Annotated in this window: 19 protein-coding genes and 3 pseudogenes; 17 read left to right on the top strand and 5 right to left on the bottom strand. The window is 26.8% G+C overall.

Annotated features, from left to right (window positions below):
- The first annotated feature begins 214 nt into the window (after positions 1-214).
- From NSA50_RS00845 to NSA50_RS00855, 3 genes are all read left to right on the top strand, one after another.
- The gene (locus tag NSA50_RS00845) at positions 215-970 is read left to right on the top strand and encodes an exodeoxyribonuclease III (RefSeq protein ID WP_195428465.1); all 756 of its coding nucleotides are present in this window, start codon (positions 215-217) and stop codon (positions 968-970) included.
- Between the two features lie 349 nt (positions 971-1319).
- Positions 1320-2132, top strand: a complete 813-nt coding sequence (locus tag NSA50_RS00850; protein WP_257442262.1) for a cation transporter — start codon at positions 1320-1322, stop codon at positions 2130-2132.
- A gap of 53 nt (positions 2133-2185) precedes the next feature.
- A complete protein-coding gene (locus tag NSA50_RS00855; RefSeq protein ID WP_257442263.1) occupies positions 2186-3142 on the top strand; it encodes an RsmB/NOP family class I SAM-dependent RNA methyltransferase in 957 nt (318 codons plus the stop codon).
- A gap of 167 nt (positions 3143-3309) precedes the next feature.
- On the opposite strand, the gene NSA50_RS00860 is transcribed toward NSA50_RS00855, so the two are convergent.
- Positions 3310-4452, bottom strand: coding sequence for an amidase domain-containing protein (locus NSA50_RS00860; RefSeq protein WP_195265564.1), 1143 nt, complete (start codon positions 4450-4452; stop codon positions 3310-3312).
- A 154-nt stretch (positions 4453-4606) separates the two neighbouring features.
- Here NSA50_RS00860 and NSA50_RS00865 point away from each other — a divergent pair, with 154 nt between their 5' ends.
- Genes NSA50_RS00865 through ymfI form a run of 3 tightly spaced genes read left to right on the top strand, consistent with a single transcriptional unit; the run spans position 4607 to position 7291 of the window.
- Entirely contained in the window at positions 4607-5575 is a 969-nt protein-coding gene (locus NSA50_RS00865; protein WP_257442264.1) for a metallophosphoesterase, read from the top strand.
- Between the two features lie 13 nt (positions 5576-5588).
- Complete coding sequence (locus NSA50_RS00870) at positions 5589-6521, top strand: dipeptidase (RefSeq protein WP_195265560.1); 933 nt, start codon at positions 5589-5591, stop codon at positions 6519-6521.
- A gap of 26 nt (positions 6522-6547) precedes the next feature.
- The gene (gene ymfI, locus NSA50_RS00875) at positions 6548-7291 is read left to right on the top strand and encodes an elongation factor P 5-aminopentanone reductase (RefSeq protein WP_195265558.1); all 744 of its coding nucleotides are present in this window, start codon (positions 6548-6550) and stop codon (positions 7289-7291) included.
- A gap of 172 nt (positions 7292-7463) precedes the next feature.
- On the opposite strand, the gene NSA50_RS00880 is transcribed toward ymfI, so the two are convergent.
- Positions 7464-7862: a hypothetical protein gene (locus NSA50_RS00880; RefSeq protein ID WP_195265555.1), complete on the bottom strand. Its 399-nt coding sequence runs from the start codon at positions 7860-7862 to the stop codon at positions 7464-7466.
- A gap of 216 nt (positions 7863-8078) precedes the next feature.
- On the opposite strand from NSA50_RS00880, the gene NSA50_RS00885 reads away from it, so the two are divergent.
- Positions 8079-10274, top strand: coding sequence for a DNA topoisomerase III (locus tag NSA50_RS00885; protein ID WP_257442266.1), 2196 nt, complete (start codon positions 8079-8081; stop codon positions 10272-10274).
- Positions 10275-10874: 600 nt separating this feature from the next.
- Positions 10875-11216 (top strand): annotated as a pseudogene (locus NSA50_RS00890) (radical SAM protein); the annotation flags it as partial.
- 17 nt (positions 11217-11233) lie between these two features.
- Here NSA50_RS00890 and NSA50_RS00895 read toward each other — a convergent pair.
- A pseudogene (locus NSA50_RS00895) lies at positions 11234-11550 on the bottom strand (IS110 family transposase); the annotation flags it as partial.
- Positions 11551-11977: 427 nt separating this feature from the next.
- On the opposite strand from NSA50_RS00895, the gene NSA50_RS00900 reads away from it, so the two are divergent.
- The 8 genes and pseudogenes from NSA50_RS00900 to NSA50_RS00935 all read left to right on the top strand — a co-directional run bounded on the left by NSA50_RS00900 (position 11978) and on the right by NSA50_RS00935 (position 18869).
- A complete protein-coding gene (locus NSA50_RS00900) occupies positions 11978-13144 on the top strand; it encodes an MFS transporter (RefSeq protein ID WP_257442273.1) in 1167 nt (388 codons plus the stop codon).
- Positions 13145-13153: 9 nt separating this feature from the next.
- Positions 13154-13627: a hypothetical protein gene (locus NSA50_RS00905; protein WP_257442275.1), complete on the top strand. Its 474-nt coding sequence runs from the start codon at positions 13154-13156 to the stop codon at positions 13625-13627.
- Entirely contained in the window at positions 13620-14459 is an 840-nt protein-coding gene (locus NSA50_RS00910) for a radical SAM protein (protein ID WP_257442277.1), read from the top strand. Before NSA50_RS00905 ends, NSA50_RS00910 begins: the two co-directional genes overlap by 8 nt.
- Positions 14460-14487: 28 nt before the next feature.
- On the top strand, positions 14488-14745 hold the full coding sequence (locus tag NSA50_RS00915; protein WP_195428450.1) for a hypothetical protein: 258 nt from the start codon (positions 14488-14490) through the stop codon (positions 14743-14745).
- Positions 14746-14758: 13 nt separating this feature from the next.
- A complete protein-coding gene (locus NSA50_RS00920) occupies positions 14759-15238 on the top strand; it encodes a sugar phosphate isomerase/epimerase family protein (protein ID WP_257442280.1) in 480 nt (159 codons plus the stop codon).
- Between the two features lie 65 nt (positions 15239-15303).
- Positions 15304-16131 (top strand): annotated as a pseudogene (locus NSA50_RS00925) (DNA topoisomerase); the annotation flags it as partial.
- A gap of 150 nt (positions 16132-16281) precedes the next feature.
- Positions 16282-18342 carry an SPFH domain-containing protein gene (locus NSA50_RS00930; protein ID WP_257442282.1) on the top strand — a complete coding sequence of 687 codons (2061 nt, stop codon included), beginning with the start codon at positions 16282-16284 and terminating at the stop codon, positions 18340-18342.
- A 395-nt stretch (positions 18343-18737) separates the two neighbouring features.
- Complete coding sequence (locus NSA50_RS00935) at positions 18738-18869, top strand: hypothetical protein (RefSeq protein WP_257442284.1); 132 nt, start codon at positions 18738-18740, stop codon at positions 18867-18869.
- Between the two features lie 113 nt (positions 18870-18982).
- Here the strand turns inward: NSA50_RS00935 and NSA50_RS00940 are convergent, their stop codons facing one another.
- Together NSA50_RS00940 and NSA50_RS00945 are read right to left on the bottom strand one after the other, a co-directional pair.
- Positions 18983-20497 (bottom strand): HAMP domain-containing sensor histidine kinase, encoded by a 1515-nt coding sequence (locus NSA50_RS00940; protein WP_257442285.1) that lies wholly within the window; start codon positions 20495-20497, stop codon positions 18983-18985.
- Entirely contained in the window at positions 20481-21155 is a 675-nt protein-coding gene (locus NSA50_RS00945) for a response regulator transcription factor (RefSeq protein WP_195265547.1), read from the bottom strand. The genes NSA50_RS00940 and NSA50_RS00945 overlap by 17 nt, the downstream gene beginning before the upstream one ends.
- Before the next feature lie 355 nt (positions 21156-21510).
- Here NSA50_RS00945 and NSA50_RS00950 point away from each other — a divergent pair, with 355 nt between their 5' ends.
- Positions 21511-22749: a M16 family metallopeptidase gene (locus NSA50_RS00950; protein WP_257442286.1), complete on the top strand. Its 1239-nt coding sequence runs from the start codon at positions 21511-21513 to the stop codon at positions 22747-22749.
- Positions 22750-22760: the final 11 nt, after the last annotated feature.

Below are 22760 nucleotides of genomic sequence, written 5' to 3' on the forward strand. Positions count from 1 at the left end.
TAGGTAGTTATTAATTCATAGAAAATATAAAAATTAAGAATAGTGGAGATATGTATTATTTTAATAAGAATGATTTAATACATATTTCTACTATTTTTTATTTAAAACATAATTGATTAGTTGAATTATATAAGAAAATGTAGTCAATGATATAAAAATAAAAACGTGTTATAATATAATTAATATAATATTATAGCAAAAAGGAGAAGAAGATATGAAGTTAATATCATGGAATGTTAATGGAATAAGAGCCTGTGTTACAAAAGGCTTTTTAGAATATTTTAAAGAAATGGATGCAGATATTTTTTGTATTCAAGAAAGCAAATTACAAGAAGGACAAATAGATTTAGAGCTAGAAGGGTATAATCAATATTGGAATTATGCTGAGAAAAAAGGATATTCAGGAACAGCTATATTTACTAAAGAAAAGCCATTAAGTGTAAGATATGGACTAGGAATAGAAGAGCATGATAAAGAAGGAAGAGTTATTACTTTAGAATTTGAAAATTTTTATATGGTAACAGTATATACTCCAAATTCAAAGAATGAACTTGCAAGGCTAGATTATAGAATGATTTGGGAAGATGCATTTAGAGATTATTTAAAGGAATTAGATACAAAAAAGCCTGTTATAGTTTGTGGGGATTTAAATGTTGCACATAAGGAAATAGATTTAAAAAATCCTAAGACTAATTTAAGAAATGCAGGGTTTACAGAAGAGGAAAGAAGTAAATTTACTGAGTTATTAAATGCTGGTTTTGTTGATACATTTAGATATTTTTATCCTGATGAAGTTGGAGCTTATTCTTGGTGGTCATATAGATTTAATGCAAGAGCAAAGAATGCAGGATGGAGAATTGATTACTTCTTAGTATCAGATTCAATAAAGGATAAATTAGAAGATGCTAAAATTCATTCAGAAATTTTAGGATCTGATCATTGTCCAGTTGAACTTAGAATTAATCTTTAATCAAATAAACAATTAAGCTACTTTACTACTTATATAATAAATAGTAAAGTAGCTTTTTTCATTATAGAAATTACCAATATGAGTACTTATATAAGTAATTATAAGTACATTTGTGTTATTAAAATATTTTTATGTGAAATAATATCAAAACCTCTATGATATTAATTTCAGAATAATTAGAAATTACAAATTACTTTTGAAATGAGTAATATATAAATATAGAATATTACAAAAAGTTAGAGGTGAAATTATGGACAAAAATGAAAGTAATATTTTAAGATTTTCTGTATTAGGTACAATATTTTTTGCAGTATTTGGATTAGCTTGGGGATGACTGATAAAATCAGAAATGATTATTTTTGATGGACTATATTCATTTATAAGTGTTATATTATCGTCAGCTTCTTTGGTTGTATGTAAAGTTATAGAAGTAAAAGATAATGAAGATTTTCCATTTGGAAAGTATGTTTTGGAGCCATTAGTTGTATCTATAAATTCAATTATATTAATAATAATGTGCTTATTGTCATTATATGATGCTATAAATGCTTTATTGCTTGGAGGTAATAGCGTAAATACATCATCAGCAATAGTATATGCAATAGTATCAACTTTGGGTTCATTTATTTTCTACGATAGAATAAAAAAAGCAGGAAAGAAGATAAATTCTGAACTTATAGATGCTGAAAGTATACAATGGCTAATGGATGGAATATTAAGTGCTACAGTTTTATTTGGATTTATTTTATCTGTAATAATATCAAAAACTGCATTTTCATTTATAACAAAATATATTGATCCAACTATGGTTATAATAACATCAATTTTATTTTTAAAAGCTCCTTTAAAGATATTTATAAATAGCTTTAAAGAAGTTATTGGAGTAAGGGTTCCAGAAAGAATAAGTGTAGAAGTTGAAAAGCAAGTTGAAGTTATAAAAAATGAGTATAATTTTATACAAGCAGTAACAAGAGTATTGAAAATTGGTAGAAGTGTTAAAATTGAAGTTAACTTTATTATAGGAGAAAATAACCAGTTAATAACTAAAGAAGAAGAAGAAATTATAAAAAATGAATTATATATTGGAATAGACAGTGAAAATTATTTTAAAGATATGCAAATTATATTTACTACAAATAAAAATAATTTAATCACAGCATAATTTATACAATTGAAAAGTAATATATATTATGAATAAACTATAGGGGTGATGTAGTGTCAATTAAGGAAGTTAAAAATAGCTTACCAAAAGAACTTATAGAAATTTTAGAAAATATATTTACAGATAGGCAATTAGATCTTATTTATAAAAGTTATTATAGAGGAAGAAATACTACATTTAGAATTAATACTTTAAAAGGTAATACTAAGGAAGTAATGGATGAATTAAGCATGAATAGAATAAAAGCTGTAAATCATCCGTTATTGAAAAATGCATTTATTGCAAAAGACATTAAGGAGAGTAACTTAAGAAGATTAGAGATTTATAAATATGGTAAAATATATTTACAAAATCTATCTTCAATGTTACCTCCTTTATTTTTAGATTTAAAAGAAGATTTAGTTGTTTTGGATATGTGTGCAGCACCAGGAGGAAAGAGTCTTTACATGGCTGATATAACTAAAAATAAAGCTACTATTTTAGCAAATGATGTAAATGAAATAAGAAGAGAGAGATTAAATTATAATATAGAAAAACAAGGTGCAAATTCTATAATAGTTTTAGGAGCTGATGGATGTTCTATAGGTAAACGGTTAAATAAATACTTTGATAGGGTCCTTTTAGATGTTCCTTGCTCTGGAGAAGGAATAATAACATTAAAAAGCAGTAAGGCATATAAGGGGTGGAATGAAAAAAAAGTTGCACTATGCTCAAAATTGCAAAAAAAATTATTTGATAGTGCTTATAATGCTCTTAAACCTGGAGGGATAATGGTATATTCAACATGTACTTTAAATCCTTTTGAAAATGAAGAAGTGATAGAATATGCATTAAAGAAATATCCAGACTTGAGCTTAGAAAAAATTAATTTAGAGCTACCAAATGTAATAAGAGGTTTAAGCAAATATAAAGAAAAAATATATAGTGAAGAAATTACAAAATCAATAAGAATAATTCCAAATGAAAATATGGAAGGCTTTTTTATAGCTAAATTAGTCAAAAATAAATAATAGTTTTGATGATAAAATGCTATGTGATGCAAATTATCAATTTAAGTTTATGAATATAGTTGTAAATTCTTTAGATAAATATAAGGAATAAAATAAGTTTATATAAATAAAAATACCACTACAAAATTTGAAATCAAGCTTGTAGTGGTATTTTTGTGATTAAGATTTTAGTAATGAACATGAATTAAATGAAATCTTATATTATCATTACTCCAACCTAAGTCATAAGGAACAAGTAATCTATTGGTGTTATGACATGTAACTAATGGATAGCCTTTTGAGTCAAATCCAGTAACTGTTGATATATGAGTTATTCTGCCTTTCTTTTCATATGCAACAAAATCTCCAGGTCTCATATTAAATGCAGCTTTATATGTTTGCTGATAGGAGCCTTTGGCAATATATGAAGCTCTGCCACTTCCAACCATATAATTTTTAAATCCTTGCGCATTTAACCAAGCCTTAGTCCCTTCTTTTCCTGAGTAATTCCATAAACTATTTTTCTTGAATCCACCACCTTCAAAAAGAATTTGTGAAGCAAAATTTGCACAATCCCCACCATCAGGATTATGATCTTTATATTTTGAATTATACTTAAAAGTAAACTCTTCATCTTCAGATACTCCACAATATTTATGAGCGTACTCTATTGCCTTTGTTACTCTTTCACTTGGTACAAACTCTGGTTGTTTTTGAGATAATATATAATTTTTTATTTCATCAGATTTTATATTTTTTATATCAAGTGAGTCTGCAAAAGGGTCAGTATACCATTCCTTAGTGATAATATATCTATCATTTTCTTTCTTTAAGTTTAGGTAATGATTAGTTCCAAGTCTAAAATGATTAATAATATCTGGAGTATCTATATAATAATAATTAAAATCTGTTGCAACATCACAAATTACTCCATACAAACCAGGTTCTTTTTCAGCTACTTTTCTTATCCTTACAATAGATTTTAAATCTCTAAATTTAACTGCTTGTTTTTCTGACCAATTTATTAAATAGTTAGTTTTTTTAGCTTCACTTTCATATGCCCATAAACTTACTTTTATATTTAAATCATAAAATCCCTTTAATAGTTCACAATCTCCTGAAACTATTGCAGCATTTCTTTGTTCAAATAAATCTTCTAGTAAACCCTTGAACTCTTGTTTCATTTCTTCAGATGATAAACCATTATTTAAAAAAATAATAGCTTCCTCGTCTTCATTTAAATCTTCGGCAAAAATAGTAGAAAAGTGTAGTGTATTGAAAATAAATAGTGCAATCAAAATAAAAAAAATAAATTTATATTTAAGCTTCACAAATTTCGCCTCTTTCCTCTTTAAATTATATAAGTAGTTTATACAAAAGACGTTAAATTTATCTATAAGTTATTAGTATTTTGTATGGAGGTTTTTAGCAAATAAGTAATGAAAACATATAATAAAATATTATAAATTAAGTAAGGGGAAATTTATGAAAAGACTAAACTATCTTTATGATAATGCAATGGAAGTAAAATTTGATGATGGAGATAATATTGTGTTTATTTCAGATATCCACAGAGGTGATGGAACTTTTTATGATTCTCTTCTTCCAAACAGAAATATTTATAAGACGGCGCTTGCTTATTATTATAGAAAGGGTTTCACTTATGTTGAAGTTGGAGATGGAGATGAACTTTGGAAGAATAGAAATTTTAATGATATTGCATATTGCTATAGTGATATATTTAAATTGTTTAATAGGTTAAAAGAAGAAAATAGAATTTATATGATTTATGGAAATCATGATATAATAAAAAACAGGGAAAATTTTTATTATACACAATATAGGGCATTAAGAAAAGTTGGAGCTGATTATGGAAAAAACTTTTTAAAGTTCATTAAAGATATTAAATTTTATGAAGGTATTAATTTTAAATTTACTCCAGTTAATGAAAAATTTTTAGTTACTCATGGACATCAAGCAGATCTAATAAATTGTGATTATTGGATGATATCACGATTTTTAGTAAGATATGTATGGAAATTTTTAAATGGATTAGCAGGATTTAATGATCCAACAAGCCCTGCTAAAAATAATAAAAAAGGAAGCAAAGTTGATAGAAAGCTTGAAAAATGGACAAAAGAAAATGGTAAAATGTTGCTATGTGGACATACTCATAATAGTAGAATGCCAGGAAGTCTTGAACCACCATATTTTAATGATGGATGTTGTGTGTTACCATATGCAATGACAGCAATAGAAATAGAAAGTGGAAAAATATCTCTTATAAAATGGAGCGTGGAATCTCAAGAATCAGGAGTTCTTTGGGCAAGAAGAAAAGTTATTACTGGTCCAGAAAATCTAGAAGATTATTTATTATGGGCTAGAAACGAGAGAATTAGAATTATAAATGATGCTAAAGAAGAAGATGGAATTAAAATAAAAAATACAAAATAAAGGAGAGATATATATGAACTCAATTGACTTACATTGTGATACAGCTAGTAGATTATTATATGAAAACCTAAAGCTAAAGGAAAGTATTTGTAAAGTTGATATAAAAAAATTGAAGGAAGCAAAAGCATTAGCACAGGTTTTTGCACATTTTATAGAACTAAATATAGTAGATAATCCATATTTAGAATTTAAAAGAATGCATGAAATTTTAATGAAAGAATTAAAAGAAAATTATAATGATATTGAAATTGTAACGAATTTAAAGGAATTAGAAAGCGTTAATAATAAAGGGAAACTAGGAGCTTTTCTATCAATAGAAGAAGGTGAAGTGTTAGAAGGAAAAGTGGAAAGAGTAAAAGAAGTTTATGATATGGGAATAAGATTTATAACTTTAACATGGAATTTTCCTAATAGCATAGGCTATCCAAATGCAGGGTATAAATATAAAGATAATGGTTTGACTGCTAAAGGAAAAGAAATAGTTAATGAAATGGAAAGAGTTGGAATAATACCTGATTGTTCTCATTTATCAGATGGTGGATTTTACGATTTAGTAGATATATGCAGAAAGCCTTTTATTGCAACTCATTCTAATTCTAGAGAAATCACTAATCATTCAAGAAATTTAACAGATGATATGATAGTAAAATTAGCTAATAAGGGTGGTGTGATGGGATTAAACTTTTGTGCACCATTTTTAGGAAGAAACAAGGTTCCAACAATTGAATCCATGATAGCACATATTAAACATATAAGAAATATTGGAGGAATAGATGTACTTTCACTTGGAACAGATTTTGATGGAATTGAAAATGAAGTAGAAATTAGAAATATTGGAGAAATAGGAAAACTTAGAGATGCCTTAATAAAAGAAAATTTCACAAACTCAGAAATTGATAAGATATTCTTTAAAAATGTAAAAAGAGTGATTAAAGAGTGTTTATAATATAAATTAAAATTTAGGAGAAAAAGATGGAAAACTTACAAGGAAAAATAGCATTAGTTACAGGTGCATCACGTGGTATTGGAAAGGCAATCGCCGTTGAATTAGCTAAAGAAGGAGCAACAGTAATTATAAATTACTCAAAAGATGATAATGGTGCAGAAACTACATTAGCAGAAATAATTGCATTGGGAGGATATGGTAAATTATATAAGTGTAACATATCTGATTATGATATGAGCAAAGAAATGATTGACTATGTTATAGAATCCTTTGGGAAAATAGATATATTAGTAAATAATGCAGGAATATCTACTATAGGATTATTTATGGATTCTTCAAAAGAGGATATAGATAATGTAATGGGAATAAATATTCTTGGAGCTATGTACTTAAGTAAACATGTACTTCCACATATGATTTCAAAAGGGAAAGGAAATATAATTAATATATCTTCTATATGGGGTGATGTTGGAGCTTCATGTGAAGTAATATATTCTACTTCAAAAGGTGCAATAAATTTATTTACTAAATCACTTGCTAAGGAAGTTGCGCCAATGGGAATAAGAGTCAATGCAATTGCGCCAGGAGTAATTAATACAGAAATGAATGCATTTTTATCAGAAGATGAAAGAAGTGAATTAGAAGAGGAGATACCAATGGGGAGATTTGGTGAAACGGACGAAATTGGAAAATTGGTAGCCTTTATATGTAATGATTCATGCAAATATTTAACTGGACAAATTATAAAAGTTGATGGAGGACTTATTTAGAATTAATATTAGGTAATTGATAATAGACATAAACTTCTATTTAAGTTTAAAAGCTTCTTTAAGTAAGTAAAATCAATGGTTAAAAAGGATGTCGCGAAACGCGACGCCCTTTATAAAAATTATATGTTAAAGTGATATTCAATACTATAAGTTAGTATGAAAAAGCCTATAATTATTTTTTATATTTCTTAAATATTTTCTTTATTGATATTACAATAAGTTTTACAAGTAAATAGACAAAGAATATATAAATAAAACCATATAAGCCATAAGCAATATCAGCAAATTCCATATTACCTCTATTTGTTAGTTTTTGTTGTATTTCTATAGCAAAAACTATAACTATCATTACTGTTAATGTATATATAAAAGATATTGCTGTAATGCTATATTTAGCAAGTTTTTTAAATAAAATTTGTGTTATTCCAAATATGATAATTCCTATTAAAGCCATGAATATAAAGTGGAGTTGTTTGTCATTTAATGGATATCCAGCTATGCTAACAATATCTAAAACTTTATCATGTAAGTCATTAATAATGCTAGCTATTAATTTCAATATTTCTACCATAGATATTCCCCCTATGTTTTTTATCATTTATTATATCATTAAATATAACAATTTACTAATTTTGTATAATAAATATACTTTGAATATCTAATGTTTAACTAAAGAAGGTTTACAGAATATTATAAATTAGATATAGTTTAATTAGATAAAAGAAAATAAATAGAGATTTTGTTAAGAGTTAAAATAGAACTCTTAAAAGAGAAAGGACTTAATAATATGGGAAAAGTATTAGTACTAGCAGAAAAGCCTTCTGTTGGTAGAGATATAGCAAAGGTTCTAAAAAGTAATCAAAATAAGGGATCATATATTGAAGGAAGTAAGTATGTAATAACTTGGGCGTTAGGCCATTTGGTTGGTCTTCAAGATCCAGAAGGTTATGATGAAAAATATAAAACTTGGAGCATGGAAACCCTTCCAATGTTACCTAAGTATATGAAGCTAACAGTTTTAAAAAAGACATCTAAGCAATTTTATGAAGTGAAAAAGCTTTTAAATAGAAATGATATTGAAGAAATAGTAATAGCTACAGATGCTGGTAGAGAAGGTGAGCTTGTAGCAAGATGGATTATAGAAAAGGCAGGAGTTAAAAAACCTATAAAAAGACTATGGATATCATCTCAAACTGATAAGGCGATATTAGATGGCTTCAAGAACTTAAAGCCTGGAATCCACTATGAAAACCTATATAAGGCAGCAGTATGTAGAGCAGAAGCTGATTGGATAGTTGGACTTAATGCAACAAGAGCTTTGACATGCAAATATAATGCGCAACTTTCAGCAGGAAGAGTACAATCTCCAACTTTAGCTATGATAGTTGATAGAGAAGATGAAATAAAGAATTTTAAACCAAAAGACTTTTATACTATATCTGCAAAAGCAAATGGAATATCACTTCAGTGGATGAATAGTGATAATAATTTAAGGATTTTCAATGAAGAAGTAGCAAATAAGATTTTAAATAACTTAAAGGGACATGATGCTAAAGTAACATCTATAACAGAAACTCCTAAAAAGAAGTTTTCACCAGCTTTATATGATTTAACAGAGCTTCAAAGAGATGCAAATAAAATATGGGGATATTCAGCAAAGCAAACTTTATCAATAATGCAAAGGCTTTATGAAAATCATAAGATATTAACATATCCAAGAACTGATTCTAGATATATATCTACAGATGTTGTTTCAACTATTCCAGAGAGATTAAAAGCAATATCTATTGGTGAATATAGAATGGCAGCATCTGAAATATTAAAGGGAAAAATAAGTGCTAATAAAAGCTTTGTAGATAATAGCAAAGTTAGCGATCACCATGCAATTATACCGACTGAACAAAAGCCAAACTTAAGTAATTTAAGTTCAGAGGAAAGACATATATATGACCTTGTAGTTAAAAGATTTCTAAGTGTTTTAATGCCTCCATTTGAATATATACAAACAAACATTAAAGCAGAAATAAATGGAGAAAATCTTGTTGCAAAGGGGCAAGTTATAAAATCAAAGGGATGGAAAGCCTTATATGATAAAGAAATAATAGATGATAATTCAAAAGAAGATGATTTAAAAGATCAAGTGCTTCCAAAGCTTAATACAGGAGATATATTAAAGATAAATTCAGTAGATTTAAATAAAGGGCAAACTAAACCACCAGCTAGATTTAATGAAGGAACTCTTTTATCAGCTATGGAAAACCCACAAAAATATATTAGTGTAGATAAAGATTCTGCTAAAACATTAAACGAAACAGGTGGACTTGGAACTGTTGCAACTAGAGCAGATATAATAGAAAAATTATTTAATTCTTTTGTAATAGAAAAGAAAGGTAAAGAAATAATACCTACATCTAAGGGAAGACAACTTATAGATTTAGTTCCAAAAGAACTTAAATCACCATTATTAACTGCAAAATGGGAAAAGAGATTAGATGGAATAAGTAAAGGAAAAGAAGATTCTAATTTATTTATAAAAGAAATGAGAAACTATGCTGTAGCATTAATAGAAGCTATAAAAGGAACTGATAGTAAATTTATTCATGACAATAAAACAGGCAAGAAGTGTCCTAATTGTGGTAAATATCTTTTAGAGGTAAAAGGTAAAAATGGAGTCATGAATGTTTGCCAAGATAGAGAGTGTGGCTATAGGGAAAGCGTAAGTAGAAATACAAATGCTAGATGTCCAGAATGTAAAAAGAAATTAGAACTTCGAGGACATGGAGAAGGGCAAATATATGTATGCCCAAATACCAATTGTACATTTAGAGAAAAAGCTTCAGTATTTAATAAAAGATTTAACTCTAAGTCTGATAAGGTAAATAAAAAAGAAGTAAATAACATAATGAAGAAGATGAAAAAGGAAGCTGAACAGACTTCTGCTGAGGATAATCCATTTTCAGCTTTACTTGGAAAAATTAAATAGATAAAACTTTAATTAAATGCTATAAATGAACATTCAAATGTTTATTTATGGCATTTTTAAATTATGAAGATTTATTAATCATTTATAAATTGGATTTTTAACAAATTTAATAAAGTGATGAAATGAAAAATAGTATGTAATTTAATAAAATAAATATAATTAAAAATATTCAAAATTATTTAGTTCTGCATATATAGATAACATAATGATATATATTATTATTAAAATATTCTTTGCTAAATATATTCGTGACGAACTAAATTTAGCACCGCATCCTTTCTATTTCTGCGAGTTTTAAAAAGAAGATGACTCGATTTCTGTACGGCTTTTTTCAGATTTTAATTTTTCTATTTTGGTCATTATTATAATATGATATCGTTTATTTTATCTTTTATCTTTCAATATCTGAATTAATAATGCATTAAGGAGTAAAAAAAGTATAAAAGAACAATGACTTTTTAATTAAATTAAATAAATATTGAAAAAATTAATATTTATTTAAAAATATGCAAGAAAGTTCTAGTTAGCAAATAAATAAATCAATGATATAATAAATAGAAAACAAGTAAAAATTGTAATAAATATTAGAAAAGAGGGGTAATGTTAATAAGATGTCAAAAAACTATAATATGGAATTTAACAAGGAGCTGTGTTTGGAATTGTAGATTCTGTTGTGTTGCAGCAAAATGCACAGGAGGAATGGAAAAAGTAAATGTAAATAAAGATCCTAAATTCAAGTATGATAATGAACTATCATATGAAGAAAAAATAAAAATAATAGATCAATTAAAATATGGAAAATATAGAATAGACTTTTCAGGAGGAGATTTATTGATAGATCCTCTTAACCTTGATGTAATTGAATATGCATCAGAAAAACTTTGTAGTGAAAATGTTGGAATTAGTATTTCAGGTAGATTTGTAGATGAAGAAATGATTGAAAAACTAAAAAGAAAATTCATTTTTCGTACATCCACATTTTGTTACACTTAGTAACAAGTGGATTGATAACAAATGTGTTATCGAAGTTTTTATTAAGAAAGTGGAAAAGAGATAAATGGTACACACCTGTGGACTCCATGAAAATGGCCGTTTTCATATTAAACTCTTCTTCCACTTTTTTTATTTCTTTTAATAAGTTGTTAAAGCCATTAACATCATTCTTTATTCTAAATGGCTTCTTGAAAACATCTCCGTTAGGTGCAAGTATTGCAACATAAAAAAAATCTGCTGAAACATCAATTCCTACTGTAGGACTATTAAAAAATTTAGATATTGTAAATATCTCCTTTAAATTTAGTTTAGAGATAGAATAGAAATTCAAATCTATCAGTTAGCCTATAACGTTGTTTGTGACATGGGTAATTCCCAAAGGGAAACCCAACCAGAGCTAAACATAGAAATCTAACTGATGGAAAGATACGCTAATTTGCGGGTATAGGCTCATAAAGCTTCCCAGGAGGATTACATCTATCATCTATTTAGGAGTATTATACTAAAATATATTTAATTTGGTTAGGCCCCAAAATGGATTTAAATAGAAAACCATTATTACAAAATATATGCGTTCTGCATCGGAAGATGCTAGACGAGATATATTTAAAAATATGAATATTAAAATAATGATATGAATTAATGCTCGTTAGAAATACATTAAGTTTTCTATCAAATGTTATATCTATATCATACAAGGAGAATAGCAAATGAAGTACTCAAGAAATGTAAAAATGTTATTAATTGTATCCATATTTATGAATTTGAGTTTATTTGCTCCAATAGAAACCGTATATTTCACAACAAAAGGGGTTCCAGTACAGATTATTTCTTTACTAAATTTAATAGTTCCAATAGGATGTGCAGTATTAGAAATACCAACAGGAATAATAGGTGACTGCATTGGAAGGAAAAAAACATTATCTGTTGCAATGGGATGTTTTGCTCTTTCAAGTTTTTTACTTATTTTTTCTAACTGTGTTCCTATGTATTTTATTATATATTTAGTTGAAGCAGTTGGATGGAGTTTCTTTTCTGGAAATACAGATGCAATAATAGTAGAAGATGTAAAGGGAACTAACCTTAATTTAGGAGCACAGTTTTCTTTCTTTTATGCAGGCTTTAGTATTGCGCCAATAATAGCAGGGATGCTTAATTCTACAATACTTAAGAATGCAAATGGCGATACATATAGGATGTTAATAATCTTAACATTTATTTTTAAGTTTTGTTCGTTCATCTGTACAATATTTTTAAAACTTAAAAGTGATATAAGTAAAGGCTCAAATGAAGCAAAAATAATATTTTTTTCTTGTTTGCGTAAGGTTTTATTAGAGAAGGAATCAATTTTTATAGTTGTTTATGAAGCATGTGGGAGACTACAATATTATATACCAGTTCTTACACAAACTATGTTAAATAGAAATGGATTTGATATAAAGTTATTTGGAGTTTTATACACGTTAATTACAATAATAACTGCAGTAGCACAATTTTTTGCTAACAAGATTTTGGAAAAGACTAACAATAGATTTGTGCTTAAAAATTCTATGATTCTTCTAGTATTTTCAGTAATGCTGATGATATCAAATAATAATATTTTGATAATTTTAGGATTATTATTAATTTCAATAGTAGGTCCTATAAGAAATTTACCATTAACTTTAATAAAGAATAAAGAAATTGAGGATGAAGTACGTTCAACTTATTTATCGATAATATCATTTTTAGTATTAACATTAAATTTTGTAGTGTTATCAATTGTAGGATTTATATTCTCATATAGCAGAGTTTGTGGACTAGCAGCGTTAATGGTGGTAATTTTTATAGGCGGAGCTATTAGCGTAAATAAAATTTGTTTAGAGGGAGATAAATAAGGAGTATACATGAATGAATATATAATTAACACATTAAAAAAGAAAAAGTTATGTTCGATTGCTACATTTAATGGGGTATTTATAGATAATGCGGTAGTGTTTTATTTATCTCAAAATTTTAGTATTTATTTTGGAGCATATAATTATACTACAAAATGTAAATTTATAAATGTTAATAAGTTAGTTGCATTAACTATAGGAAATATACAAATACATGGAAGATGCGTAAAAATAGGTAAGAATAGTTTAGAATATGAAAAGATAAAAGCAGAATATTTAGAGAAGTTTCCTTACTATGGAGAATATTTAAGGGATAAGAATAATTATTTATATAAAGTAACTCCTTTAGTATTGTGGATGTACGATAATAGAAAAAGTGGTATGAATCGAGAAAAAATAATATTTAATGAAGAATATTATAAAAGAATTAAACCATATGATTATGTTGAAAACATACAATTAGATTATTTTAAGTATGTTTAAGAAAGAATGGTGTAAAGTGAAACTATATAATAGAGAAGTAAATGATTTATTGACAAAATCAAAATTGCCAGATGCTGATTATGTAATTAATCCATACATAGGATGTACGCATAAATGCATATATTGTTATGCTGAGTTTATGAATAGATTTGCTCGTTGTTCAGAAAAGTGGGGAGAATATATAATAGTAAAAGATGCTAAAAAGGATATTAAGTGCAATGATATGGAAGAAAAAACTATACTAATTAGTTCAGTTACTGATCCGTATAATTCTATAGAGAAAAAATATAGAAAAACAAGAATGGTTCTAGAACAGTTAGTAGATTCAGAGGCAAATATTGAAATATTAACAAAGTCTAAAAATATGTTAGATGATATTAAGATAATAAAAAAAATTAAAAATATAAAAGTAGGAATCTCTATGAATACTATAGATGATACTTTTAGAGAAAAAATTGAACCATGTGCAAGTTCAGTTGATGAAAGAATTAATACTTTAAAGGTATTACATGAGAATAATATAAATACATATGCATTTATATCTCCAATTTTCCCAGGGATAACAGATTGTAAAAAGATAGTGGATAGTGTTAAGGAATATGCTGATTATGTTTGCTTTGAAAATTTGAATCTAAGAGGAAATCATAAAAAGGTAGTCTTAGATTTTATAAGTACGAATTATCCTTATTTAATGGATTTATATAATAATATTTATGTTAAAAAGGATTTAAGCTATTGGGAGAACTATCAGAAAGATTTAAATAACTATTTAGAATCATTAGAAATAGATTGTAAATATTATTTCTATCATGACAAAATAAAAAAACAATGATAATAAAATAATAGAAAGGATAATTATAATGAAGATAGGTGTAAATTATGATGTAAAAGATTTTGAATGTATAGAAAAACTAGAAAAATATGATTTTGTAGAAATATCAGATTTTATATTTCCTGAAAGAATACTAGATGCAGAAAAGATACTTGAATCAGCATTCAATAGAAAAAATAAATTAAATATTCAATGTTTGGAGGGACCTATTCGTGATATTAAACCAGAATCAGGCGATCCGAAAATAAGACAAATAACTGTAAATAGATTTAGCATCAAAATATAATATAAAGTATGTAATGTTTTCAACTACTTTTGATAATTTAGTTAAGTTTGATTTTTATTCTGAAATGTGGCTAGAAAGAAATATGAAATTCTGGAAAGAAATAATAGAATATGCAGAAAAGAAAAATGTTATTTGTTTATATTGTAATGTTTGGGATGAAAGCCCATACTTATTAAAAGAGTTATTTGAATATATTAATTCAAAATATTTTAGATTTGCATTTGATATAGGACATGCTAATTATATATCTAATCTTTCTTTAGATATCTGGGTAGAAACTATGAAGGAATATATTAGTTATGTGGCAGTACATGATAATTATGGAGATAAGGATGCTCATCTGGGAATAGGAAAAGGAAATATTAATTTAATTGATATAGTTAATAAAATTAATAATAATTGTAAGGATGTTGTGTGGTGTATACAGACGTTCGATAAAGGTGATACTCAGGAATCAATAAACTTATTAAGATCATTTATAAAAGACATATAAGCCAGACAGGAGAAGAAGATTTCTTACAAAATCATCACAAAACTTGTGGGGATTTTTGTAATATTAAAAATAAGTTAATAAAGATAAACTCAGTAGATTTAAGTAAAGGTCAAACTAAGCCACCAGCTAGATTTAATGAAGGAACTCTTTTATCAGCTATGGAAAACCCACAAAAATATATTAGTGTAGATAAAGATTCTGCTAAAACATTAAATGAAACAGGTGGACTTGGAACTGTTGCAACTAAAGCAGATATAATAGAAAAATTATTCAATTCTTTTGTAATAGAAAAGAAAGGTAAAGAAATTATACCTACATCTAAGGGAAGACAGCTTATAGATTTAGTTCCAAAAGAGCTTAAATCACCATTATTAACTGCAAAGTGGGAAAAGAGATTAGATGGAATAAGTAAAGGAAAAGAAGATTCTAATTTATTTATAAAAGAAATGAGAAACTATGCTGTAGCATTAATAGAAGCTATAAAAGGAACTAACAGTAAATTTATTCATGACAATAAAACAGGTAAGAAGTGTCCTAATTGTGGCAAATACCTTTTAGAGGTAAAAGGTAAAAATGGAGTTATGAATGTTTTCCAAGATAGAGAATGTGGATATAGAGAAAATGTAAGTAGAAATACAAATGCAAGATGTCCAGAATGTAAAAAGAAATTAGAACTTCGAGGACATGGAGAAGGGCAAATATATGTATGCCCAAATACCAATTGTACATTTAGAGAAAAAGCTTCAGTATTTAATAAAAGATTTAATTCTAAGTCTGATAAGGTAAATAAAAAAGAAGTAAACAACATAATGAAGAAGATGAAAAAGGAAGCGGAAGAGCCACTAAATAATCCTTTTGCAGAACTATTAGGAAAGATGAATTTAAAAGACTAATGTAATAATTAGATAGTAAAAGGAATAGGTATTTCTACCTATTTCTTTTGCTTTTTTTCATAGAAAATACAAGATATTTTGTTCAAAATGAATATACATTTATAAACCAATATTTGGTATAATTCTCTTATTAAATATCGGAGGTGTGGTATGGATGAAATGATTTTACTTGGAATTAAAGTAATAGCTATAATCCTTGGAATAATATTATTATTTTGGATTATAGGATTTAGAATAGTTCCAAATGATAAGGTTGGTATTGTGGAAAAATGGTGGTCTACAAAAGGTTCATTAAAGGAGCAAATAATTGCATTGAAAGGGGAAGCGGGATATCAGCCTGCATTGCTAAGAGGAGGTATTCATTTTAGGACGCCATTTATTTATAAAGTCCATATAGTTCCTTTAGTAACAATACCTCAAGGAAAAATTGCATATGTTTTTGCAAGAGATGGTAAACCATTAGATGCAACACAAACTTTAGGAAATGTAGTTAAAGAGGGAAACAACTTTCAGGATGTAAGAGGATTCTTAGAAAATGGAGGACAAAAAGGTCCGCAAAGAGGAATAGTAAGAGAAGGTACTTATGCTTTTAACCTCGCACAATTTGTGATTATTACTGAAAATAAAACTTATTATTTGAAGATGGGAAATAAACAAGAGCTGGATACTATTTCAACTATGTCTAGATTAATTTCTGAAAGAAGAGGGTTTGAGCCAGTTATAATTGAAGGTAATAGTGATTTAGTAGGAATAGTAACAGTGCATGATGGACAGTCATTAGGTTCAGAAAATATAATTTGTCCTATAGTTGGAGATAACCATAATGATGAAAATTATCATAATAATTTTCAAGATATTGATGCATTTTTAAGAGCAGGAGGATATAGGGGAAGACAATATCAAGTTTTAGCTGATGGTACTTACTTTATAAATAGGTTATTTGCCACAGTAGAATATATTCCTAAGATAGTTATTCCAGTTGGATTTGTAGGTGTTGTTGTCTCATATACAGGATCAAAAGGAGAAGATTTTTCAGGAAACGATTATAAACATGGAGAATTAGTTAAGAAGGGATATAGAGGGGTTTGGAATGAACCATTAATGCCTGGTAAATATGCATTTAACACATATGCCGGCAATATTATTAAAGTACCAACTACTAACGTTATATTAAAATGGATTAGTAACCAAAATGGTAGTCATAAATATGATGAAAATCTTAAAGAAGTAAATTTAATCACTAAGGATGCATTTGAACCAACATTACCATTGTCAGTAGTATTCCATATAGATTACAGAAAGGCGCCTCTTGTGATTCAAAGATTTGGAGATATAAAGATGCTAGTAGATCAAACATTAGATCCTATGGTATCGGCATATTTTAAAAATATTGGACAAACTAAAACATTAATAGAATTGATACAACAAAGAAATGAAATTCAAGCTCAAAGTTCATTAGAAATGCAAGGAAAGTTTGAACACTATAATTTAGAATTAGAAGAAGTATTAATAGGAACACCTGGAAGTTCTAAAGCTGATACAAATATTGAGACAATATTAACACAGCTAAGAAGTAGACAAATTGCAAAAGAGCAGCTTGAAACTTATGAAACTCAGCAAAGAGCAGCTGAAAAAGAAAAAGAACTCAGGGAAGCAGAAGCTATTGCAAAACAACAAACTACTTTAACTGAATCAGATATCAATATTAGGATACAGGAAAATCAAGGTAAAGCTGAGCTTATGAAGGCTAAGCAAGATGCTGAAAAAATACAAAATCTTTCTGAAGCTGAAGCTTATAAAGTTAAAAAGCAATCCGAAGCTGAGGCATTTAAAATAAAAATAACTGCAGAAGCTGACGCTGATAAGGAAGCAAGAGTAGGTATATCAAAAGCTATAGCTGCAAAAGAGCAAGTAAATGCTTATGGAGGACCACAATATAAAGTTATAAATGATGTTATGACTTCATTTACAAATGCAATTAAAGAGGGAAGTATTGATATAGTGCCAAGAACTCTTATAAATACTGGAACAGAAGGAGAAGGTAAGGGATCAAATGCTTTTGAATCTTTAGTTATGCTTTTGCTAAGTGAAAAATTAACTGCTATTCAAGAAAATAAATCTATTGATGAATCAGAAGAGTTATTAAAAATAAAAGAAGAAATAATGAATAATTTAAGAGAAAAAAAACCTACAGAATTAGAAATTGAGTAGTAAGAATAGTTAATTTTATGTTCTTGGAAAATTTTAGAAGTCCGGATAAAGGAAATATGCAGAAATGTATATTTCCTTTATTTTTTGTAGAAAAAGAGAGATATTTTTGTTTAAATTGATGTGTATATATCCACCAGTATCTGGTATAATATCTTTTGTTAATTATACTGTTATGTTGAAGCAAAATAAGAAATGATATTAAAATAAATATAAGAAGAAAATAGGAAGTATGAAATAAAATAAAAAAATTTTTATAATAATTTTTGAATATTTATATAAAATAAGAATAGAAATATATAGTCTGAAAAATTTCTATCATAAATTTAAAGTTATTTATAGATGAATAAAAATAATAACAGATGGTGAAAATTATAACAATAAGGAGGAATGTGGAAATGAATAAATCAGAATGTACATGTACTAAATGTGGATACACTTTCGAGGAGTTAAAGGATGAATGTTTAATTATATGTCCATATTGTAAAAAAATAAAGAAGATACAAGATTTTAACTTAATAGAAGGTTAAATTGTTAAGTAGTAGAAAGTCTAAATTCTACTACTTTTTTATAACAAAATATAAAGAAAATAATATTATGAATTAGAGTTTTTAAAATAATATAAGGGATGAAGTTTCATCACTTATATTATTTCTGAATCATCAGCTTTTTTTAATGTAAATTCAAACTTAACTCCATCATTTGTATTACTTAGAGAATAAGAACTTTCATGTAAGGTTAAAATTCTTTTTACAATTGCAAGTCCAAGCCCGTTACTATTATTAGAAGTAGTCCTTGCTTTATCAATTCTATAAAATTTTGTATATAAATTTTCAATCTCATTTTCAGGTATATACGCGCCTTTATTCTCAATGGAAATATTAACTAAAGAGTCAGTACTATTTACCTCAATAATTACTTTTTTTCCATTAGGAGTATATTTTAGAGTATTACTTATAAGATTTGTAATAACTTGTTCTAACTGAAATACATCACCGATTATATAGCAATATTTAAAATCTGTCTTTAATTCTAGATTTATATCTTTTGAATCAAATTCCAATGAGAAGCTTTTAATAAGCTTTTGTATAAGTCTAAGTATATTAAATTTTTCTAAAACTAGCTCTATGCTTCCAGATTCAAGTTTTGAAAGTTCTAACATATTAGTTACTAGTTTATTCATTTTATGTGATTCATCAATTATAGTGTCTAGATAAACTAAAGCATCTTTACCAGTAGCAATTCCATCTTTAAGGCCTTCTGCATATCCTTCTATTATTCCAATAGGTGTTTTCAAATCGTGAGAAACACTTGCAACAAAATCTTTCCTCATTTCTTCTAGTTTACGTTCTTTTTCAATATCTTCCTCTAATTTTTTGTTTTTTTGTTTTAAATCATCTAATGCATTTTCAAGTGTGGAAGATAAAAAGTTTAATGTTATAGCAAGATTACCAATTTCATCATCAGAGTTTACTTCACATTTAGCTTTAAAATCCATTGCTGACATTCTTTTAGCAACTTTATTTATATTTATTAACGGTTTAGAAATCAAATTTGCATATACAAAAGATAAGAAGACTGCAATAATACTAAAACCTAAAAATAAATATACATAAAACTCTTTAGTTACACCAGCAGCTTCATTTATAGGTTGCATTGATGAAACAGATACAATAATTGAATCATTTTTAGAAGTTAATGACATTGGAGATAAAATACCGATTTTTTTTGTACCACTTAACTTATTCTCAAAAACGCTAGCTTGTGGCTTACCAGAAGTTAAAACTTCATTAATAAGATATTTATCATTGATAAGTTCAGCATAAAATGCAGTTAAAATTTGAAAGTCATCTGTATTTTTACCGTAATTAGCTAGAAATTTAACTGTACCATCTAATGAAAGAATAACAACTCTGGAATCAGTTTCTTGCTCGAATCTAAACAATGCTTTATTTAAAATATTTTCATCAGTATAATAAGAATTTAAAGTGCTAAATTTACTAGATTCCTTGATCATGTCTTTTACTTTTCTATTTAAATAAAAATCTTCAAAAAATAGAATTTGAAATAACATGCTAAATATTAATAAAATAAATATTAAACCAAAGGTTATTAAAAATAATTTTTTTGAAATGCTAAATTTATCTTTGTGCTTCAAATCTATATCCACTTCCTCTAACAGTAACTATATAGGATGATTTATCTCCAAGCTTTTCCCTAAGTCTTTTTATGTTTGTATCAACAGTTCGTAAGTCGCCATAGTAATCTAATCCCCATACATTATCTAATATTGTATCTCTGGATAATGCAATTCCTTCATTATCAGATAGGTAAGATAATAGCTCAAATTCTTTTGGAGATAAATTTATGACTTCATTATTTACCTTAACTTCATGAGATAATTTATTTATAGTTAACCCATTATATTCATTTGAACCAGAAAAAGTATCTTCAGAAGTTCTCTTAAGTAAAGCTTTTACCTTGGCTATTAGTAGTTTAGGTGAAAAAGGTTTGGTTATATAATCATCAGCGCCCATTTCATATCCAAATAACTTATCTTCTTCTTGGCCTTTGGCAGTTAATAATATAACAGGTACTGTAGAGACCTTTCTTATCATTTCTAAAACTGTAATTCCATCAACCTTTGGCATCATAATATCTAATATAACTAGATCTATTTTATTACTAATGAAAAAATTTAGCCCTTCATCTCCATCAGCAGCTTCAATAATTTTAAATCCTTCTTTTAAAAAATAATCTCTAAGTAAAAATCTAATACGAGTTTCATCTTCAATTAATAGAATATTTTTTTGCATAAAACCCTCCCTATAATCAATTCTTTAATATAATTATAAATGTCAAGACTTGAGTGGTAAAGATTAATTAATCAAATTAAATAAAAAGTAATATTTATCTTGTTATATAGCTAAGTACATTTTTATATTGAAAAACAGTATTAATTTTGAGAAAAATTTCATAAAAATAAGTAAAGATAGTTATTAATTACTTCTTGCGTAAATTGTTTAAAAATAATAAGTAATTATTTGATTTAAAAAGAGTAATAATGTAGATTCTTAGTTGAAACATATATATAATTATAGTATTGTATTTAGAATATAGTCATATTATATTTTTAATAAGTAAAGTAGTATGAAGAATGGGTGGATTAATATGTTTAAATTGAATTTTGATGTTGAAAGACATTTTTTAGATAATGGATTAGAAGTTATAACAATAAAAAAAGATACAAAAATTTCAGCTATAAACGTTGGAATTAAGGTTGGATCACTTTATGAAAATATGAATGAAAAGGGAATTTCTCACTTTATAGAGCATATGCTGTTTAAAGGAACAAAAAAAAGAAGTTATGAAGAATTAAGTGATGAATTAGAGTTTCTAGGGGGAGAGTATAATGCATATACAGATTATACATCTACAGTGTTTACTATAAGTTGTTTGGAAGAGGAATTTAAAAATGCTATAGAAATTTTAGGCGATATGGTTATAAATCCCGCATTTAATAAAGGAGAATTAGAAAAGGAAAGAGGAGTAATACTTGCAGAAATGAGAACTAGCAAGGACGATATTGAAGATTTAAGTTTCAAGAGAACAAATGAAGTAGCATTTAATAAAAGTCCGTTAAAGTATGATGTAGCAGGAATTGAAGCAAATGTAAGAAATTATAATAGGGATGATTTGATTAATTTTTATAAGAAGCATTATATTCCAAATAATGCTTTAGTTACAGTAGTATCCTCATATGATCATGATGAAGCATTAAATGAAGTGAAAAAGGTTTTTAAAGAATGGGAACGAGGAGAAAAGATAGAAAAAAGTATTTTAGAAGAAAAGAATATATGTAAGTCTATAACAACAACCAAATCTAATATAGAACAAAATACAATAGTTTACTTATATACTTTCTATAATTTAAATAGAGATTTAGAACTTCCTCTTAGAATTTTAAATCATAGATTAGGAGAGAGCTCTAACTCACTTTTATTTAGAGAAGTTAGAGAAAAAAGAGGACTTGCTTATGATATCTATACAAGTATAGATATGACTAATAGTGTTAAGACTTTATATATCTATACAGCAGTTGGAGAAGAAGACCTTAATGCTGCAGTAGATGCAATAAATGAAACAATATCTGGGGTTAAAAGTGGAAGTTTAGCAATTGGTGAAAGAGATTTAGAACTTATGAAAAAAGTCCATAAAACAGCTGTTATTTCCACTTTAGAAGATCCTTCAGAGCTGTGTAATTATATGCTTCATCAAGGATTAGATGGTGAAGACTTATATGAATTTGTTAAGGATATGGAAAAGTTACATTCTCTTGATATAAATAGAATTCAAGAAGTTGCTAGGGAAGTTTTATGTAATCCAACAATTCATATATTAAAATCTTAAAATATTGGAGA

The sequence above is a fragment of the Clostridium mucosae genome (assembly GCF_024622765.1).
GTDB lineage: Bacteria > Bacillota > Clostridia > Clostridiales > Clostridiaceae > Clostridium.

Excerpts from the sequence above, each read along its gene's own strand:
- NSA50_RS00845 (WP_195428465.1), top strand. The coding sequence starts at position 215 with ATGAAGTTAATATCATGGAATGTTAATGGAATAAGAGCCTGTGTTACA.
- NSA50_RS00850 (WP_257442262.1), top strand. The coding sequence starts at position 1,320 with ATGATTATTTTTGATGGACTATATTCATTTATAAGTGTTATATTATCG.
- NSA50_RS00865 (WP_257442264.1), top strand. The coding sequence starts at position 4,607 with ATGAAAAGACTAAACTATCTTTATGATAATGCAATGGAAGTAAAATTT.
- NSA50_RS00870 (WP_195265560.1), top strand. The coding sequence starts at position 5,589 with ATGAACTCAATTGACTTACATTGTGATACAGCTAGTAGATTATTATAT.
- ymfI (WP_195265558.1), top strand. The coding sequence starts at position 6,548 with ATGGAAAACTTACAAGGAAAAATAGCATTAGTTACAGGTGCATCACGT.
- NSA50_RS00880 (WP_195265555.1), bottom strand. The coding sequence starts at position 7,862 with ATGGTAGAAATATTGAAATTAATAGCTAGCATTATTAATGACTTACAT.
- NSA50_RS00885 (WP_257442266.1), top strand. The coding sequence starts at position 8,079 with ATGGGAAAAGTATTAGTACTAGCAGAAAAGCCTTCTGTTGGTAGAGAT.
- NSA50_RS00900 (WP_257442273.1), top strand. The coding sequence starts at position 11,978 with ATGAAGTACTCAAGAAATGTAAAAATGTTATTAATTGTATCCATATTT.
- NSA50_RS00905 (WP_257442275.1), top strand. The coding sequence starts at position 13,154 with ATGAATGAATATATAATTAACACATTAAAAAAGAAAAAGTTATGTTCG.
- NSA50_RS00910 (WP_257442277.1), top strand. The coding sequence starts at position 13,620 with ATGTTTAAGAAAGAATGGTGTAAAGTGAAACTATATAATAGAGAAGTA.
- NSA50_RS00915 (WP_195428450.1), top strand. The coding sequence starts at position 14,488 with ATGAAGATAGGTGTAAATTATGATGTAAAAGATTTTGAATGTATAGAA.
- NSA50_RS00920 (WP_257442280.1), top strand. The coding sequence starts at position 14,759 with ATGTTTTCAACTACTTTTGATAATTTAGTTAAGTTTGATTTTTATTCT.
- NSA50_RS00930 (WP_257442282.1), top strand. The coding sequence starts at position 16,282 with ATGGATGAAATGATTTTACTTGGAATTAAAGTAATAGCTATAATCCTT.
- NSA50_RS00935 (WP_257442284.1), top strand. The coding sequence starts at position 18,738 with ATGAATAAATCAGAATGTACATGTACTAAATGTGGATACACTTTCGAG.
- NSA50_RS00945 (WP_195265547.1), bottom strand. The coding sequence starts at position 21,155 with ATGCAAAAAAATATTCTATTAATTGAAGATGAAACTCGTATTAGATTT.
- NSA50_RS00950 (WP_257442286.1), top strand. The coding sequence starts at position 21,511 with ATGTTTAAATTGAATTTTGATGTTGAAAGACATTTTTTAGATAATGGA.